Source organism: Methyloceanibacter superfactus, from assembly GCF_001723305.1.
Classification (GTDB): Bacteria; Pseudomonadota; Alphaproteobacteria; order Rhizobiales; family Methyloligellaceae; genus Methyloceanibacter; species Methyloceanibacter superfactus.
In genome coordinates, this window is record NZ_LPWF01000023.1 from 1 (window position 1) to 18,303 (window position 18,303).

Sequence of the window (18,303 nt, forward strand, 5' to 3'; positions counted from 1 at the left end):
TGCGACGACGACAACACCCCCACCCGCCCTCCCCCTTCCAGGGGGAGGGAGAATGAGTCACGTACGTTTGAAACTGAACTCCACCGCATCGAAGACAGGCTGCCGCCGCGAACGCCGCTCTATCTCGCCGCCCGCCATGCTTATCGCGGCGATGATCGGGCCCGCATCGAAGCGCTGGCCCAGCTTGCGGTGCGCATGAACACTCCCCTCGTCGCCACCGGCGGCGTGCTCTATCACGCGCCCCACCGCCGGCCGCTGCAAGACGTGCTCACCTGCGTGCGCGAGAAATGCACGATCAACGACGCCGGTCTCCGCCTCGAAGCCAATGCTGAGCGACATCTGAAATCGCCATTGGAGATGGCGCGCTTGTTCAAGGGCCATGAGGACGCACTCCACCGCACCATCGAGATCGCGGACGCCTGCCGTTTCTCGCTGGATGAGCTGAAATACGAATATCCGGACGAGCCGGTGCCGCACGGCAAGACCCCGCAAGCGCATCTGGAGACCCTCACCTGGGAGGGCGCGGCCTGGCGTTTTCCGAACGGCATTCCCGATCATGTGCGCGACACCATCCAAAAGGAGCTCGTCCTCATCGCCGAGCTCGACTACGCGCGCTATTTCCTCACCGTCCACGACATCGTCCACTACGCGCGCAGCCTCGGCATTCTCTGCCAGGGGCGCGGCTCGGCGGCCAACTCCGCCGTCTGCTATTGCCTCGCCATCACCAATGTCGATCCCACCGAGATCGACCTTCTGTTCGAGCGTTTCGTCTCGCCCGAGCGGCAAGAGCCGCCCGACATCGATGTCGACTTCGAGCATGAGCGGCGCGAGGAGGTGATCCAATATATCTACGCCCGCTACGGCCGCGACCGCGCCGGCTTGGCGGCCACCGTCATCTCCTATCGCGGCCGCTCGGCGGTGCGCGAGGTCGGCAAGGCGCTCGGCCTCTCCGAAGACACCGTCGCCGCGCTGGCCACCACCATCTGGGGTTTGAGCAATTCGTCGCTGCCCGAGAAATATGTGCGCGAGGCGGGGCTCGATCCAAGCGACCCGCTGCTCGCCCGCTGTCTTGAACTTGCGCACGAGCTGATCGGCTTCCCCCGCCATCTCTCCCAGCATGTGGGCGGCTTCGTGCTCACGCGGGGACCGCTGTCCGAGGTCGTGCCCATCGGCAACGCCGCCATGGCGGACCGTACCTTCATCGAATGGGACAAGGACGATCTCGACGCGCTGGGGCTCTTGAAGGTCGATGTGCTGGGACTCGGCATGCTCACCTGCATCCGCAAGGCTTTCGCTTTGCTGAAAGCACATTACGGCAAGGACATCGCACTCGGCACCGTGCCGCACGACGATCCCGCCGTGTACGACATGCTGTGCCAGGCCGACTCCATCGGCGTGTTCCAGGTGGAGAGCCGCGCGCAGATGAACATGCTGCCGCGCCTGAGGCCACGATGCTTCTACGATCTCGTCATCGAGGTCGCCATCGTCCGCCCAGGGCCGATCCAGGGCGACATGGTGCATCCTTATCTGCGTCGCCGCTCCGGCGCCGAGCCGGTCGACTTCCCCTCGCCGGACCCGGCCCATGGGCCTGCCGACGAGCTGCATCAGGTCCTCGGCAAGACCATGGGCGTGCCGCTGTTCCAGGAGCAGGCCATGCGGCTCGCCATGGTGGCGGCGAAGTTTTCCGGTCCCGAGGCCAACGAGCTGCGCCGCGCCATGGCCACGTTCCGCCGCCGCGGCACCATCGGCACGCTGCAAGATAAGATGGTCGGCCGCATGACCGCACGCGGCTATCCGGCCGATTTCGCCGAACGCTGCTTCAACCAGATCAAGGGCTTCGGCGAGTATGGCTTTCCCGAAAGCCACGCCGCGAGCTTCGCCCATCTCGTCTATGTCTCGGCCTGGCTCAAATGCCATTACCCGGCGGCGTTCGCCTGCGCCTTGCTCAATTCCCAGCCCATGGGCTTTTACGCGCCGGCGCAGATCGTGCGGTGCGCCCGCGAGCATGGGGTCGAGGCTCGCGAGGCCGACATCAATCACAGCGCCTGGGACTGCACGCTCGAGCCAACTCGTGACGGTGCCTGTGCGCTGCGTCTTGGGCTTCGTCAGATCGACGGCCTGGGCGAGGCGGACGCCCAAAGCATCGTCGCCCATCGCGATGGCGGCGCTCTCTATAGCGATGTGCGCGACCTGTGGCGGCGCGGCGGCATGGGGCGCGCCAGTCTGGAGAAGCTCGCAAGCGCCGATGCGTTCCGCTCGCTCGGGCTCGACCGCCGCCAAGCCTTGTGGGAGATGCGCGGCCTGCCGCAGGACATTCCGCTGCCGTTGTTCGATCATGCCAACGCGGTCGAGACCGGCGAGGAACCGCGCGTCGCCCTTCCCCTCATGCCGCTGTCGGAGCATGTGGTGAACGACTACCGCACGCTTCGTCTCTCCCTCAAAGCCCACCCCATGAGCTTCCTGCGCGCCCGTGCGTCCGCCGCGCGCATCGTCTCTTGCGCCTCACTCAAGCAAGCAAGAGACGGCGCCCGCGTGCATGTCGGCGGCGTCATCCTCGTGCGCCAACGCCCGGGCTCGGCGGCCGGCGTGGTGTTCATGACCATCGAGGATGAGACCGGCGTCGCCAATGCGGTGATCTGGCCCAAAGTGCTGGAGCGGGAACGCAAAGTTGTGATGGGCGCGCGGCTCGTCGTGGTGCATGGCCGCGTGCAGCGACACGAGGATATCATCCATGTGGTGGCGGCCCGGCTGGAAGACCACAGCGATTGGCTGCATCTCCTCAGCGAGGATGGCGAGGCCATGGAGGCGGCGCTCGCCAACGCTGACGAGGTCCGCCGCCCCGATCCCGGCTCTTGGCGTGGCGGCGAACGGTACGATCTACCGCTGCCTCTATCCCCCGCCGATCACGTCAAGCACCCCGAGGGCGGCGATGCGCGCATGAAGGGGGAGCACCGTCATCCGCGCTGGCACCCACGCTGCCATCCGCGCGAGGAGCGCGTCATTCCGAAATCACGCGACTTCCATTGACTGGTGGATGACTGGTCAGCCTGGCGAAACCGGATATGCTGCGCCGCATGTCACGCGCCCCTTTCACCGTCGCGTTTGCCGCCGCGCTCGCGCTGCTTCTGCTGGCTGCGCCCGCAAAAGCCTTCGACATGCCGGAGGGCGAAAGCGGCCTGAACCCCAAGCCTCTGGTCAAGGCGAAGGAGCACATGGTCGTCGCCGCCCACCCGCTCGCCGCGGAAGCCGGGCTTGCCATGTTGCGCAAAGGCGGCTCGGCCATCGACGCCGGCATCGCCACCCAGATGGTGCTCACTCTCGTCGAGCCGCAGTCCTCCGGCATCGGCGGCGGCGCCTTCATGCTCTATTGGGAGGCCGCCACCGACACCCTGACCAGCTATGACGGCCGCGAGACCGCGCCGGCCGGCGTCACGCCACAACTCTTCCTCGACGCGAACGGCTTGCCTCTGTCGCGCGACGCGGCCATGCATAGCGGGCTCTCCGTCGGCGTGCCGGGCGTGCTCGCCGCGCTCAAGCTCGTGCATGACGAATACGGCAAGCTCCCTTGGGCGGCGCTGTTCCAGCCCGCCATCGACCTTGCGCGCGAAGCTTCGCCGTCTCCCCGCGCCTGGCCAAGATGCTTGCGGGCGCCGACCCCCAGACCTTCGCGCCTGCCGCCCGCGCCTATTTCTTCGATGCGGACGGACGCCCCTGGCCCGTCGGCTACAAGCTCAAGAATCCGGCGCTCGCCGAGACCTTCGAGACGATCGCCAGAGAAGGGCCCGACGCCTTCTATGAAGGCGCGCTTGCCGCCGAAATCGCCCAGGCCGTTGCAACCGATCCGCGTGCGCCCGGCACCCTGTCCGAAGCCGACCTCGCGAACTACCGCGCCAAGAACCGCATCGCCGTTTGCGTTCCCTATCGCGGCCGCAAAGTCTGCGGCGCCGGGCCACCGTCCTCCGGCGCGGTGGCCGTCGGCCAGGTGCTGGGCATCGTCGAAGCTTTCGATCTCGGCACGACCACCTTCGAGCCCGAGGCGGCTCACCTGATCGCCGAGGCCGAGCGCCTCGCCTACGCCGATCGGGCGCGCTATCTCGCCGATCCCGATTTCGTGACGGTCCCAGTCGCAGGTCTCCTCGACAAGGACTATCTAGCGACGCGCCGCGCCCTGATCGATCCGACGCGCGCCCAACGTAAGGTGACCGCGGGCACGCCGCGCACCGTGCCGCCCAGCGCCTTCGGCCGCGATCACACCAAGGAGCGTGGCGGTACGAGCCAGGTCTCCGTGGTCGACGCCTGGGGCGACGCCTTCTCCATGACCACCAGCATCGAATACGCTTTCGGCGCCCGGACCATGGTGCGCGGCTTCCTGCTCAACAACCAGCTGACGGATTTCTCGTTTCTGCCGGCCGATGCCGACGGCCGCCCGGTCGCCAATCGCGTCGAGCCCGGAAAGCGGCCGCGCAGCTCCATGGACCCGACCATGGTCTTCGGCGAAGACGGCAAGCTCGATTACGTGCTGGGATCGCCGGGCGGTCCCGGCATCATCATGTTCAACCTCAAAGCCCTGTTCGCGCTCATCGATTGGCGGATGGACGCGGCGCAAGCCGCCGCGCTGGTCAATTTCGGCAGCACCGAGGACGTGCTTCTCCTGGAGCCCGCGCCCGTTTGGGACCCGCTCGCCGAGAAGCTCGTGGCCAAGGGCACGCGGTTCGCCGCCGGGACATGACGAGCGGCCAACACATCATCGCCGTGACGCCCGACGGGCTCGAAGGCGGTGCCGACCCCCGCCGCGAAAGCATGGCTGTCGGCGACTAGCCGCCTTACCTGACAGCGTCACCCTGGGGGCTAGACAGGCGCGGCCGTCCCAGGCACCCAATAGCGCATGAGCCAGCCTCTCTCCATCGCCATCCGCGGCGCCGGCATCACCGGCCTTTGGCAGGCGCTCACCCTCGCCCGCCGCGGGCACACGGTGACGCTTCTCGAGCGCTCCGCCGCGCCCTTCGCGCAGAGTTGCAGCCCCTATGCCGGGGCCATGCTCGCGCCCCGCTGCGAGGAGGAGAGCGCCGAGCCGATCATCCGCGAGCTCGGCGAACGCGGGATTGCCCTGTGGAAGGCGGCCTATCCGGGCCTCATGACCAAGGGCAGCCTCGTGGTCACGCCGCCACGCGACCGCGTGATGCTCGACCGCTTCGCGCGCATGACCCAAGGTGCCGAGCGCCTCGACGGCAACGCGCTGGCCGCGCTCGAACCGGAGCTCGGCCCACGCTTCGGCACCGCTCTCTATTATCCCGGCGAGGCCCATGTGAACCCGAACGCCGCCCTCCTCTTTCTCCTAGGAGAAGTGGAGAAGGCCGGCGTGGACGTGCGGCTCGGCGTGGACGACGTTCCGCAAGGCGCAGATCTCGTGATCGATTGCCGGGGCCTGGCCGCCAAGGATGCGTTGCCCTCGCTGCGCGGCGTTCGCGGCGAACGGATCGTGGTGCGCGCGCCCGACATCGCCATCGCGAGACCCATCCGGCTGCTCCATCCGCGCTTCCCCCTTTATCTCGTGCCCTGGGGTGACGGTCTATTCATGGTCGGCGCCACGGCCATCGAGAGGGAGGATGCGGGACCCGTCACCTTACGCTCCGCACTCGAGCTGCTGAGCGCCGCCTATGTGCTCGACCCCGCCTTCGGCGAGGCGGAGATCCTGGCGCTTGGCGCCGGCGTGCGCCCGGCCTTTCCGGACAATCGACCTAGGATTATCGTCGCGAAGGGCTATATCTACGTCAACGGCCTCTACCGGCACGGCTTTTTGCTGGCGCCGGTCATGGCCGAGCTCCTCGCCGGCTATCTGGAGACCGGCGCCATCGAACCGGAGGTCTTCGTTGCAGATCCTGCTCAACGGTGAGCGTTTCGCCACCGATGCCAGCAATCTCGATGAGCTTTGCGCCACGCTGGGCTTCACCGACGCCAAGGTCGCGACCGCCGTCAACGGCAGCTTTGTGGCCTCCGCCAAGCGTAGCGTGACGCCGCTCGCCGAGGCCGACGAGGTCGAGATCGTGGCCCCGAGGCAGGGCGGCTGATGCTCCAGCTTTACGGACAAGAATTCACCTCGCGGATGCTGCTCGGCACGGCGCAATATTCATCGCCGGATATTCTGCGCCAGGCGGTCGAGGCGTCGGGTGCCGAAATCGTCACGGTCTCGCTGCGCCGGGAATCGGCGCGCGCCCGTACCGGCCAAGCTTTCTGGGGTTTGATCGAGGAGCTCGGCTGCCGCGTGCTGCCCAATACAGCCGGCTGCCACACGGCGAAGGAGGCCATGGCCACCGCGCAAATGGCCCGCGAGCTGTTCGGCACGTCTTGGGTCAAGCTCGAAGTCATCGCCAACGCCGATACGCTACAGCCTGACCTGTTCGGATTGGTCGAGGCGGCCACCGTGCTCTCCGCCGAAGGGTTCGACGTGCTGCCTTACACCACGGAAGATTTGAGTGCCGCCGAGCGCCTGCTCGCCGCGGGCTGCAGCGTCCTCATGCCCTGGGCATCGCCCATCGGCTCGGCGCGCGGGCTCATCAACAAGACCGCGCTTCAATCGATGCGGGCCTATTTCCCCGACACGCCGCTCATCATCGACGCCGGCATCGGGTCGCCCTCGCATGCCGCCGAGGCCATGGAGCTCGGCTATGACGCGGTGCTGCTGAACACGGCGGTCGCCAAGGCGGACGATCCGGTCAAGATGGCGCGCGCCTTCGCACAGGCGATTGAAGCAGGCCGGCTCGCCTTCGAAGCGGGACTTGTCGAGCCGCGCGACATGGCGTCCCCATCCACGCCGGTGGCCGGCACGCCCTTCTTCAAGATCGATCACGCCTCCTGACCGCGCGCCCGACCTTTGAGGTGTGACCGTGATCCATCTCGATCCGTTCTATCCCATCCTTCCCGATACCGGCTGGCTCGCCCGTCTTTTGCCGCAGGGCGTCAAGCTCGTGCAGCTCAGGATCAAGGACCAGGACGCCGAAACAGTCCGCGCCGAGATCGACAAGGCGCTGGCGCTATGCACGGCGCACGATTGCCAGCTCGTGATCAACGATTATTGGCGCGAGGCGATAGCCGCCGGCGCCGACTTCGTGCATTTGGGCCAAGAGGATTTGGCTGCCGCCGACCTACCGGCGATCCGAGCGGCGGGTATCAAGGTCGGGATCAGCACTCACAGCCATGAGGAGCTGGAGACGGCCCTTGCCGCGGGCGCGGACTATGTGGCGCTCGGTCCGATCTACGCCACCACGCTGAAAAAAATGCCCTGGCAACCGCAAGGTCTGCCTCGCCTCGCCGAGTGGCGGGCAATCGTCAAATGCCCTCTCGTTGCCATCGGCGGGATCACCCTTGAGCGGGCGCCGGTCGTGCTCGCGGCCGGCGCCGACACCGTGGCTGTCATAACCGATATTGTGACAAATCAAGACCCTGAGAGCAGAGCAGGAAACTGGGTCGCTGTCACACAGCCGTGGCGCGGCTTATCAACAGGGTTTCCACAAGGTTGAGGGCCCAGTTTGGGGTTGACCCTGTCCGCCCCGGCGGGAATCATGACACGGGGACTTTGAAGAGATTAGAGTGGGGCCGCGATGAGTTACCGGCTTGATCCAGCCTTGCCGATGAGCGAGGCGCTGAGAAGCGCGGCCCTCGCCGAAATTGAGATCGCCCATAGCTCCCTGTCGGCCACGCCCGACCGCCATACCGGCGTCCACAGCGCCCGTAAGTGCTTCAAAAGACTGAGATCCCTCCTTCTGCTCGCGCGGCCGGGCATGCCGGAGCCTGTGTTCAGCAACCTGACCGCGCGCGTCGCCAGTATCGGCAAGGGCCTCGCCGCCGCACGCGATGCTCAGGCGCTGCTTGATGCCGTCGACAAGCTGGAGCGCAATACCCAGCCGGGCGACGGCGAAGGACCGATCCAGTCCGTGCGCGGTTGGCTCCACAAGCGCCGGCAGGCTGCCGAGCAAAATCTCGAGCACAGCACCGCGTCGGACGCCTTGCGCCGGTTGCTCGAGTTGCGACCGGCCTTCACCGGCCTCGCGGTCTATCCCGACGATTTCAACCCGCTCGCCAAGGGCCTTGAGCGCTGCTACCGCACCACGCGCAGGAGCTTCAAGATCGCCGCGGACGTGGGCGAGGCCGACGAGCTGCATGAGTGGCGGAAGGGCGTGCAGCATCACTGGCGGCATATGCAGTTGCTCGCCCCGTGTTGGCCGTCGGAGCTGACTGCCCGCGCCGAAGCCGCGCACGCCTTGTCGCAACTGCTCGGCGACGACCACGACATCGCCATGCTCATCCACCTCGTCTCGACGCCGACCATGACATTCGGCAGTCCCGAGGAGACGCGCGCCTTCATGAAGCGTTGCCGCAAGCGGCACAAGGCGCTGCGCAAAGAGGCGAGGATCAAGGGCGAGAGATTGTTCGTGGAGAAGCCGGGTCCGTTTACCGAGCGGATTCACGCTTATTGGACAACCGCCGCAGTGGGCGCGGACAAGCCGGTCATCCAGCCGCCGCAGCCCGGCAATGTCGTGGCGATCGGCAACGCCCGCACCGGACGCGCCGGCCAGAGCTAGGACGTCACAACCATCCCATCGTAGGAAACTTCCCAACCGGCCGCCTCCACCGCCGCCCGCTCGGGCGAGTCGTCGCGCAGCACCGGGTTGGAATTGTTGATATGGATGAAGATCTTGCGCGCAATGTTGAGCGGCGCGAGCTGCGCGAGCGTACCTTCCGGCCCGGACATATTCATATGGCCGATCCGGTCGCCGGTCTTGCTCATCAGCCCCTGCTCGATCATCTCCTCATTGGTGTAGAGGGTGCCGTCGAAGAACAGGAGCGGCGCCCCTGAGAGACGTGCGCGCAAGACATCGTCGACCCGCGAGCAACCAGGAATAAAGAAGAAGTGCTCGCCACTCGAATCCTCGGTGACTTTCAAGCCGACCGTATCGCCTTCCTCGGTGCCGAAGCTGCCGCCGGTGCCCTTCTCTTCGTCCTCGAGATAAAGCGGAATCTTTCCAGGCACGGTGAAAGCCTCCACCGTGAGGCCAACGGGGCCTTCGGGCCCCACCACGGGGAACGCCTTGCCGAGCGCCATGGGCACGCGCTTGACGAGATCGGGATTGAGCACGTCAAAGATACTATTGCCGGCAAGCACGTCGAGCACGCGGTCGCTGCCATAGACCGTGAAGGGTTGTCCTTCGCGCAAGCACAGCAAGCCTGCGACTGCGTCCACGTCGCCATTGGTGAGCACGACGGCCTTGATCGGGCTATTGCGGGGCGGACCGTCGGGATTGGGCTGCAGTTCCGGCGTCGCGTTGATTTGCTGTCTGAGATCGGGCGCCGCGTTCAGCAGAACCCACTGGCGGCCGTCGGCGCTCACCGCCACCGAGGCCTGCGAGCGCGGGCTCACGGTCGGCACCCCTTTGCGCGCGTCGGCCGAGTTGCGGCCGTTACAGTTCCACTGCGGCAGACCGCCGCCTGCTCCCGCGCCGATGACCTTGATCAACATATGAAGGTCAATGGCTTCTGTGCCCCCGTTCAGTCAAGGCAAAAAGTCCGGTGTTCATCAGTCCCCCGCTCACGACCTATGGCTTGACGGCGACGCCCCATGGCAGACGTCCGACGGGAACGGACTTTTCCGCCTTCAGGCTGGCGGTGTCGATCACCGTCATGTCGTTGGTCAGGCCGTTGGCCACATAGAGCTTGCTGCCGTCGGGCGACATTTCGAGATGCCAGGGCCGCTGGCCGACAAGAATGTAGTCTTTGACCTTGTATGTGGCCGCGTCGATCACCGCCACGCGGTTGGCAGGACCCAGGGCAATGAAGACGAGCTTGCCGTCCTTGGCGAATTCCACACCCAACGGCTGAATGAGCTCGGCGGGCACGCCGGGGATGGCGAAGCCGATCTTCTTCAAGACCTCGAAGCTCTTGGCGTCGATCACCGCGACGGTGCCGCCCACTTCGGCAGAGACCCACACCGTCTTGCCGTCGGGCGCGAAGGTGGCCTCGCGCGGCCGCGTGTCGACAAGAACATTCGCCAGCAGTTCCAATGAGTTGTTGTCGATGAAATGAGCCATGCTGGTGGTCTCGGACGTTGCCACAGTGACCTTGGAATCGGGGCTAACGCTCATGCCCTCCGGCTCCAGCCCAACGGAAACCTCACCTACCGTCTCGCCGCTCTTGCGGTCCACGACCGTGACCAGCGAATCGTCCTCGTTGGCGATATAGAGCCGCTCCCCTTTTGGATCGACGGCCATCAGCTCCGGATCGGGACCCGAGGCGATGCGCCGCGTTACTTCGAGCGTGTCCGTATCGATGACGGCGACCTGCTCGTCGTCACCGAGACAGACATAGACCTCCTTGTGGTCGGGCGAGATGATGACGCCGCGCGGGCGCCGGCCGACCTCGATGGTCTTGACGATCTCCAGCGTATCGCCGTCCACCACGGTGACGGTGTTGTCCCGCTCATTGCTGATGAAAATGCTGACGGCGGATGCCGGTATTGCCGGGATCGCGACGGCGGCGGCAAGGGACAGAACGGCGAAGGCATGTTTCATGATCATGAACTCTCAGTTGTCTCAACTGGCTTTGCCGCCGAAGCGGCATTGACTCTCGGGCTCGTCGAACCCGAGCGTGTCGGTCAGATATTTCGGATGCAGGAACCCCTCTTGCGGTGACATGGAGACCAATGCCTGCGGACCGATGATGAGGAGCGGCTGACGGAGCTGGTGGTTCCAGGGGCGGAAGGTCAACTGCTGACCCTTGAAGCCAGCGACCTTGAAGTCATCGGACAGGATATGCGCGCGGAGGGTGGGGATATCGGTCTCCCGTGTGCGCGTCGCCGCCTCGCCGAAAACACGGACCGCAAGCCACGCCTCGTAATCACGCTCGGTCATGATCCGGTGTGCGGCCTCCTCGAAAGCGTTCTGCAATTGCGTGCCGGCATATTGCTCATAGGCCCGGTGCCACGCCGCCGCCTGTAGTCCTTGTGTCCCCACCACCGGGTCTGCGTCATACGTGCGGAACAGCAGATAGGTGCCGAACGCATCGCCCACATCGGCCGCCCAAACCACGTCATGGGTTGCCGCGCCTTGCGTCAGCTCGGGCATCTTCGTCTGGATCTGCTGGTGGCCGGAATCCGTCCGGCGATAGCCGGCGTCGAAGTCGAAACGTCGCTCCTCGACCACCTTGCCGCCAAACCGCTTGGCGGCGCGTTTCACGGCTGCCGCATAACGCGCGTCCTCGTCGGTCTTGCCCTGGACCAGGAACCACCGGCTCCAGCGCTTCCACACGAGATATTGCGCCAGGGCATCGGCCCGCATCGCGTAGCTCGGCGAGATGTGGAACACGTTACGGCGGCAATCTTGCTCACGCAGCTCGTCGCGGTCGCTGCGGATGTTGAGGATCACCGAGCCGGCGGCCTCGGGCAGGTCGGCCACGGCAAGGAGATCGTCCGGCTCGAGATCGGCGACGATCAGCGCATCGCCGCCTTTCAGAATCTCCTTGGCCTTAGCGACCACATCGCCCTTTTCCGGCACAATCGCTTCCTCGATGACGAAAGCCTGATCGAGGAAATTGCCGGTCGTGTTGTTGTCGCGAATGCCGAGCCTCGCCCCGGCTATGCCTTTGTCGCTCAATGGCTTCTCAAGCAGGGACAAGGGCGGCGGCTCTTTATAGGACTTGCCGAGATAGTAGATGGTGACGATCTCGGGCGCGGCATCGCCGGTCGCCTTGACCGCATGTGCCGAACCGGCAACGCCGGAGACAATGGCGCTGAGAAGGCCCCAGTTCAGTACAAAGGCGGCGAGCCCGAGCCAAATACGGGCCCGCCGGAACGCGTCCATCGTCATTGTCCGACGCCAGGCTGCCCGTTGGGTGTGGTCTTCGTCTCGGCCGCCTGAGGCGATTTTGCCGGTTCGAGCAATTCGAGCTGCTGCACGGCGGCGGCGTTCTGATTAAAGGCGGCGATCTCCAAAGCGGTCTTGCCGTCGCGCGCCTTGGCCGTGACGTCGGCGCCGGCCTGCACCAGAACGCCGATAACCGGCGGGTTGTCGTGCGCCGCCGCCACCATGAGAGGCGTCACGCCCTTGCTGCTCTTGGCGTTCACGTCGGCGCCCCTGTCGATCAACATCCTGGCGATCTCAACCGAGCTCGGCCCTTGACTGAGGCTCGCGGCGCGGCCCTCGACTTGGCGCAGACTGGCGATCAGCATCAGCGGCGTTAGCGCGTCCTCGCCGGACGCCTTGTCGACGGATGCCCCGACGTCAAGCAGACCCTTGGCGGCAAAGAGCTTGCCCTCGGCCAGGGCAATCGACAGCGGCGTGAAGCCGGGCGCCCCCGCATCGACATCGGCGCCGGCGGCGGCAAGCACCTCGATCGAGGGCACATGATTGCGGAACGCGGCATGAGCGAGCGGCGTCCAACCGTCGCTGTCTCGCTCATTGACGTCGGCGCCATGAGCGATCAGGAACTCGATCATGCTGGAGTCCCGCTGACGCGCCGCGCCGTGCAATGGTGCCAAACCCTGAATGTTGCGCTTGTCGATGTCGGCACCCTTGTCGAGCAAAAGTTCGACGCGGGCCTGGTCGGAGGCCAACACCGCGTTGGCAAGCTCCTGGGTTAGATCCGCACCCTCCTCCAGCCAATTCTCGAGCCGCGCGGCCGTGACGATCTGATCGGCGCTCGCTTGATCCTTGTTGATCTGCGAGCGCTCGGCGGAGAGCGGCTCAAGAAACAGCTGGCGGACCGCCTGTCGGCCGCGCTGGAAGTAGCTGCCGTGAGAAGGGATGTCGCCGGGCACCACGCATTTGCTGCATGCCACCAGCGGTACGCCATAGTCAGTTAGAACCTGCTTGATCTCATCCTTCGATTGCTCGAGCGCATCGTCCAATCGGTATTTCAGCACGGCCTCGGTGTTGCGCATCCCGATGGCAAGATCGAACTCGAGTGGGATCTGATCTTCCATCAGATTGGCCGGCTGAATCGCCAGCTTCTCGCCTTTCGTGGTCTTTACGAAACCGGCGAAGGGTCCCCAGACAGCGGCCACATCGAGCTTGCCGTCGACCACCTCCTGCACCTGCCGCCACGGCTGCTTCTCAGGCGAAAGGTCGGCGTCATGGCTGATCACGTGAACACTGACATTGTCACGCACGCCGTGCTTGGCCAGCGCTAGGCGGATGCCGGAATGCTGAAAAGCGCCGACCCGAAGCTCTTTCAGCCGCGGGTCGTCAAAATCCGTAAAGGTGAGATCGTCTCCCTCACGCGTGGCCAGGACATAGGCGCTGCGATAGATCGGGACTGTCGTCAACAGGCCTTGATAGTCCGCGGGCATGTCGAGGAGTACATCGCACTCGTCATTGGCGAAGGTTTCGCGCGTGAGTCCCCGCTCGAGATAAGGGCGCCAGAAATACACCACCTTGGTACTCATGGCCCGGCCCAGAATCTCGATGATCTTGTTCTGGTAGCCCTCACCGTTAGCGCTGGAGAGCGGCATGTTGCCGGGATCGGCGCAGACCCGCAGTTGCCTCAGCTTCGTGCTGCGCGCGAGCGTCTTGGCGACCGTCTTTTCGGCATGGGTGAGTTGATCGAATCCCTTGGTGTTGTCGAAAGTCTTCGTGCCGGCGGCGCTTGCGAGCGAGGCACCAAAGCCAAGACTAACGCAGACGACGGTCAGCGATAGCAGACCGGTTACACGGAATGTCACGTCACCGAACTCCCTAGGTTTTTCTTGTTTGGGCCGCACCAGAGATCTTCGTGGCGGGCAATTGCCTCCTGGAATCGGACGACGCCAGGTGCGAATTCTCGCACCTGACGCCGTTGGACTAGGGAGAACTAGTCTTCGGAGACCCTGAACGTGTAGACGTTGGCACCCTGCGGGATCAGGTTGAGCCCCGCGGCCTTGGCCATAGCGGTGGCGCCGATGGCACCGAACTTGTCGTTCAGGTCCAGACCGGCGGTCACCGGCAGGCCGATCCAGCCACCGATGCCTGAGTGCACCGACACATACTGCTTGCCGCCCACCTTGTAGGTGATCGGGTTGCCGATGATGCCGGAGCCCAGCTTACGGCTCCACAGGATCTTGCCGGAGTTGCGATCTACGGCGCGGAAGTCGCCATTGAGGCTGCCGTAGAACACCAACCCGCCAGCGGTGACCATGCCCCCGCCCCAATTCGGGTACGGGTCCGGAATTTCCCATGCGGTCTTGCCGGTAAGAACATCGAACTTCTTGAACTTGCCGGTGATGCCTGGCTTCTCAGGATACATGTACACGTTGGCGAACACATAGACCGTGCCCTGTTGCGTGTGCGAGCGTTCCTGCGGTTCGTCCTCCATGCACCAGTTGTTGGTGGGGCAATAGAACATGTTCGGCTCGCCGGGATCGACAGCGCAGGGCTGCTGATCCTTGCCGCCCATGGCCGACGGACAAGCCGATGTGTTCACGCCGATGTCGAAGGGCGAATGCGCCTTGACCTTGATGGGACGGCCGGTCTTGAGGTCGACCTTCTCGGCCCAGTCCACGGTCACGAACTTGTTGGCCCGCAGCAGCGTGCCATCCTCGCGATTGAGAACATAGGCAAAGCCATTCCGGTCAAAATGCGTGAGCGCTTTGACCGTCTTGCCGTCGATCTCCATGTCCGTGAGGATATTCTCGTTGACCCCGTCATAGTCCCACTGGTCGAAGGGCGTCATCTGATAGGCCCAAACGACCTCGCCGGTGTCAACCTTGCGGGCGAAGATCGTCATCGACCATTTGTTGTCGAACGGGCCGGAGCCTAGCTTTTCATCATACTCGTTACACTTCTCGTGCGTATGGTCGTCGCCCGTTAGCCCGCAACGAAGACCCGGGCTCCAATGACCGGGATTGCCGGTCGAAGCATAGATCATCCTCAGTTCGGGATCGTAGCTGAACCAGGCCCAAGGAGAACCGCCACCGATCTTCCACTCGTCCTTCGGATAGGTCTTGATGCCGAGATCCTGACCGTAGGTACCGTAATGGGGATTGGCCTTGTTGGACTCGGGCGTCAGGCAGACATCCTTGTCGGAGCCGGTCGAGTGACAGGTCCAGACGAGTTTGCCGGTTTCGATATCGTAGGCGTCCAAGCGGCCCCGCGCGGCGAACTCGTCACCACCAAGCCCGCGATCACCAGATTGTCGGCGATCATGGCCGGCCCGGTATGGGTCTCGCCTTTCTCCGGATACGCATGCTTGACGACCCAGAGTTCCTTGCCGGTCTGGGCGTCGAGCGCGATGACGAAGCCATCAAGCGTATGCATGATGACTTTGCCCTTGGCATAGTTCAGGCCGCGATTGACGGTGTCGCAGCAGGCGCGAGGGATAGCCGACTCGTCACGGTCGGTCTGCTTTACGTAGTTCCAGACCTCTTTCGGATTGTCCGGATCGCTAAGGTCCAAGGCCTGGACCCAATTGCACAAAGCCATACTGGGGCAACCACTGACGAAGAACATCATCGGCTTGCCGCCAACGTCATCGATGACGATGGGTTGACCCTCTTGGCCGCGCAGCGAGTTCATCGACTGCGACCAGATCATCTCCAGCTTATTGACGTTGCCGGTGTTGATGTCCTTCAGCGGGCTGAAGCGCGTGAGCAGATTGTCACGCCCCGGCGCGGGCCACTGGTTGGGGTCTTGCGCCCGTTTGTCGATCTCGGCCGAGGCGGACTCATCCGCCATGACCGGTCCCGACAACATTAATAGAGCGGCGAAAACGCCGCCCGCAAGCAATGCATACTTTTGGAACCTCATCGTTCGCTCCTCCCGAAGGACTGCAAGTGAATGCCTGTTTGGCTTGACCGCTATTGGCGCCAACGGCACGGATTCTGAGGAGGAGTTCCATCGAAGCCGGCAAATCGTACTAACGCGCTTCGTGGCTTGTTGGTGCCGAGACACCGATGAACCACCCTCCACGAGGCCCTGAAGCGGAACTCGATGCATGGGAAGCTAGCTCATGGATTGTTGGAACTGTTACCAAAGCTCGGTGGGAAGTGGTTGCCGCTCTCGCATAGAGGCTAATCAAGCGCGAGGGAGATCGCTTTCCGCTATCGGTACCGTCAAACGGTAAGATCTATTGCAACCGATTTGCGTCAGCCATCACGCGCGGTGCGGGATTCTGCACGGTCGTCAAGACTCGTCGCGCGCGTCCTCCCGCCGCCGATCTTTGATCGCGGCCTCGAGCCTAGCCGTATCCGGCAGGTGTTGGAGGGCAATACGCATCAATTCCGGACGCGTCCGCGCGCCAAGCTTGGCTTTGAGCTGAGTGCAGATATTGGCAACCGTCTTGTAGCTCACCCGCAGTTCCTCGGCGATTTCGCCATAGGGCTTGCCTTCGGCCACCAAGGCGAGAGTTTGCAGCTCGCGGGGTGTCAGGCGGTCGAGCTTGTTCTTGTTGTCCCTAATGCGATTGAAGACCACGTCCGAAGCCAAGTCGTGACTGAGATAGGGTTTGCCATCGCGCACCTTCTCAAATGCCAGGACGAACTCCTCGGGCGGCGCGTCTTTGAGAACATAACCGCTGGCGCCGAGCTCGAGCGCACGGCTTACGACGACCGGATCGCGATGCATCGTCAACACCAGCACCGGGGTCTCCGTATCGATCCGCCGCAAGCGTCGCACAAAGGACAGACCGTTCAGCGCACCCGCCTGCATCGCCAGATCAACCACGATCACGTCTGGCTTACGCCGGCGGTAAAGTCGAAATCCTTCGGACGCACTCTGCGCTTGGTCGACATCGTCGGCGCCGGCGCTTTCCAGCAGCTTCTTGCAGCCCTGTAGGACGATAGGGTGGTCGTCGATGAGAAGAACATGCGTCACGGCCATTGCCCCCTAGCTCAGAGCCAGCGCACGCTGCGCCGTGGCGCGCTTGATCGGAATGTCGATGCGGATCGTGGTGCCCTTGGCCGGCGGGTTCCTGAATGTGTATGAGCCGCCAAGCGCGCGCACCCGCTCGGCCATCGTAGCGAGCGTCAGGTCCTGCGGCTTCGATACGCGAAACCCTTCGCCGTCGCAGCGCAGCGTCAGGCGCAGGATCTGCCGGCTCTCCTTGCGCGCCCCACGGCCGGCGAGCCGCCGCTCCGAGACATCGAGATAGACGGTCTGCGCCTTCCCCGTGCGAATGGTCGCGGTGATTCCCTCTTGAATGCAGCGATAAAGCGTGAGGTCGACGCCCTCCCCGTAGGAACTCGCAAGCTCGCCGATGGTCGCCAATATCTGCGTGTCGGGATGGTTGCGTTGCAGCCCGCTAACGAGCTCGTTGATGAGCTGGGCGAGCTGCACCTGACCGAGCGGCCCTGGCCGAAGCTGCTTCAGAATTGTCCGGTTCATCGTCTTCAGCCGCTCCGCGTTTCCCAGGATCTCTCCGACATGCTCGCCAATCTCGGTGCTGTGCGTTTCATCCAATTGGTTGGCGAAGCTCCGGATCGACGATGCGTTGGCTGACAAGCCGAACAAGCAGGCGCCGGCTTCGTCATGGAGCTCGTGGGCGATTTCGCGCCGGACCTTTTCCTGCGTGGTAATGAGCTGGCGATAGAGCTGGCTGTTCTCCTCCCGCGCTCCGTCGAGACTATGGGCCAGCGCGTTGAAGCGATCGGTGATCAGCGCAATCTCGCGCACCCTGGACGGTTTGAGCCGCGTGGCGTAGCGGCCGCCTTTTAGGCTTTGCATCCCGCGTGCGAGGCTCGCCAGCGGATCGAGAACCCGCCCGAGTACGATGTAAAGGATGACGACGATCAGCGCGTCGAGGGTGATCCAGATAATGGCAAGCGACGAGAAATCCCGCCAAGCCTCGGCGATCTCATCGGCGGGCTCGCCGATAATGATCACGGGATCGGCCCGGCTTGCCGATACGACCCTGATGGACCGGCCGGAGAGTGTCGGGCCAACCAGGGCGGCAAACCATTTAGGCGCCCAACGAGACTCATACTCCTCGCCGGAGCTGGACCGCGGCGACAGCATTGTGAGTTTGCCATCGGCCATAAGCAGGATGCGCACGTGGCGCAGACTCCTGAGCTCTTGGGGCAGCCGTTCGGACAACCACTCCATGCGGCCCTGGCTCGCAAGGTCGCGAATGGTGGTGGTGGCGAAATGTTGCGCGACCTCGAGGGAAGCCTCGATCTCAACACGCGTGGCGGAGCGCGTATTGAGAATCCAAACCGCCCCGGCCGTGGCGGCGGCCAGGAGATTCACGGCCCCGATGATCACAAGGAGCTGAGTCCGAACCGAGCGACCCTGCCAAAGGGTTATCGGACTGAGCATCCTGACGATCTGCCAGGCGCGGCTTTTCCCT

General features: G+C 64.3%; 14 protein-coding genes and 1 pseudogene. 7 read left to right on the plus strand and 8 right to left on the minus strand.

Annotated features, from left to right (window positions below; translation table 11 throughout):
* From AUC69_RS06135 to AUC69_RS06165, 7 genes and pseudogenes are all read left to right on the plus strand, one after another.
* Positions 1–3,027: error-prone DNA polymerase (locus AUC69_RS06135; RefSeq protein ID WP_069441380.1), on the plus strand; the 3,027-nt coding region annotated here is incomplete at its 5' end.
* A gap of 278 nt (positions 3,028–3,305) precedes the next feature.
* Positions 3,306–4,729 (plus strand): annotated as a pseudogene (locus AUC69_RS06140) (gamma-glutamyltransferase family protein).
* Between the two features lie 156 nt (positions 4,730–4,885).
* Positions 4,886–5,893, plus strand: a complete 1,008-nt coding sequence (locus AUC69_RS17890; RefSeq protein ID WP_069441381.1) for an FAD-dependent oxidoreductase — start codon at positions 4,886–4,888, stop codon at positions 5,891–5,893.
* A complete protein-coding gene (gene thiS / locus AUC69_RS17895) occupies positions 5,871–6,068 on the plus strand; it encodes a sulfur carrier protein ThiS (RefSeq protein WP_069441382.1) in 198 nt (65 codons plus the stop codon). The genes AUC69_RS17890 and thiS overlap by 23 nt, the downstream gene beginning before the upstream one ends.
* Positions 6,068–6,856, plus strand: a complete 789-nt coding sequence (locus AUC69_RS06155) for a thiazole synthase (RefSeq protein ID WP_069441383.1) — start codon at positions 6,068–6,070, stop codon at positions 6,854–6,856. Before thiS ends, AUC69_RS06155 begins: the two co-directional genes overlap by 1 nt.
* Positions 6,857–6,887: 31 nt before the next feature.
* Positions 6,888–7,517, plus strand: a complete 630-nt coding sequence (locus AUC69_RS06160; protein WP_069441564.1) for a thiamine phosphate synthase — start codon at positions 6,888–6,890, stop codon at positions 7,515–7,517.
* A gap of 81 nt (positions 7,518–7,598) precedes the next feature.
* Entirely contained in the window at positions 7,599–8,579 is a 981-nt protein-coding gene (locus AUC69_RS06165) for a CHAD domain-containing protein (RefSeq protein WP_083239157.1), read from the plus strand.
* Here AUC69_RS06165 and pqqB read toward each other — a convergent pair.
* The 8 genes from pqqB to AUC69_RS06200 all read right to left on the minus strand — a co-directional run bounded on the left by pqqB (position 8,576) and on the right by AUC69_RS06200 (position 18,218).
* Positions 8,576–9,514, minus strand: coding sequence for a pyrroloquinoline quinone biosynthesis protein PqqB (pqqB, locus tag AUC69_RS06170; RefSeq protein WP_069441385.1), 939 nt, complete (start codon positions 9,512–9,514; stop codon positions 8,576–8,578). The genes AUC69_RS06165 and pqqB overlap by 4 nt on opposite strands.
* Before the next feature lie 76 nt (positions 9,515–9,590).
* A complete protein-coding gene (locus AUC69_RS06175; protein ID WP_069441386.1) occupies positions 9,591–10,568 on the minus strand; it encodes a PQQ-dependent catabolism-associated beta-propeller protein in 978 nt (325 codons plus the stop codon).
* 15 nt (positions 10,569–10,583) lie between these two features.
* Positions 10,584–11,711: an ABC transporter substrate-binding protein gene (locus AUC69_RS06180; protein ID WP_425283510.1), complete on the minus strand. Its 1,128-nt coding sequence runs from the start codon at positions 11,709–11,711 to the stop codon at positions 10,584–10,586.
* A 140-nt stretch (positions 11,712–11,851) separates the two neighbouring features.
* Entirely contained in the window at positions 11,852–13,708 is a 1,857-nt protein-coding gene (locus tag AUC69_RS06185) for a quinoprotein dehydrogenase-associated putative ABC transporter substrate-binding protein (RefSeq protein WP_069441387.1), read from the minus strand.
* Between the two features lie 128 nt (positions 13,709–13,836).
* Entirely contained in the window at positions 13,837–15,105 is a 1,269-nt protein-coding gene (locus AUC69_RS06190; protein WP_244500123.1) for an outer membrane protein assembly factor BamB family protein, read from the minus strand.
* The gene (locus tag AUC69_RS18380; RefSeq protein WP_244500124.1) at positions 15,027–15,767 is read right to left on the minus strand and encodes a PQQ-binding-like beta-propeller repeat protein; all 741 of its coding nucleotides are present in this window, start codon (positions 15,765–15,767) and stop codon (positions 15,027–15,029) included. Before AUC69_RS18380 ends, AUC69_RS06190 begins: the two co-directional genes overlap by 79 nt.
* A 375-nt stretch (positions 15,768–16,142) precedes the next feature.
* Positions 16,143–16,838 carry a response regulator transcription factor gene (locus AUC69_RS06195; protein ID WP_342018540.1) on the minus strand — a complete coding sequence of 232 codons (696 nt, stop codon included), beginning with the start codon at positions 16,836–16,838 and terminating at the stop codon, positions 16,143–16,145.
* A 6-nt stretch (positions 16,839–16,844) separates the two neighbouring features.
* Positions 16,845–18,218, minus strand: a complete 1,374-nt coding sequence (locus AUC69_RS06200) for a histidine kinase (RefSeq protein ID WP_069441388.1) — start codon at positions 18,216–18,218, stop codon at positions 16,845–16,847.
* Positions 18,219–18,303 lie beyond the last annotated feature (85 nt).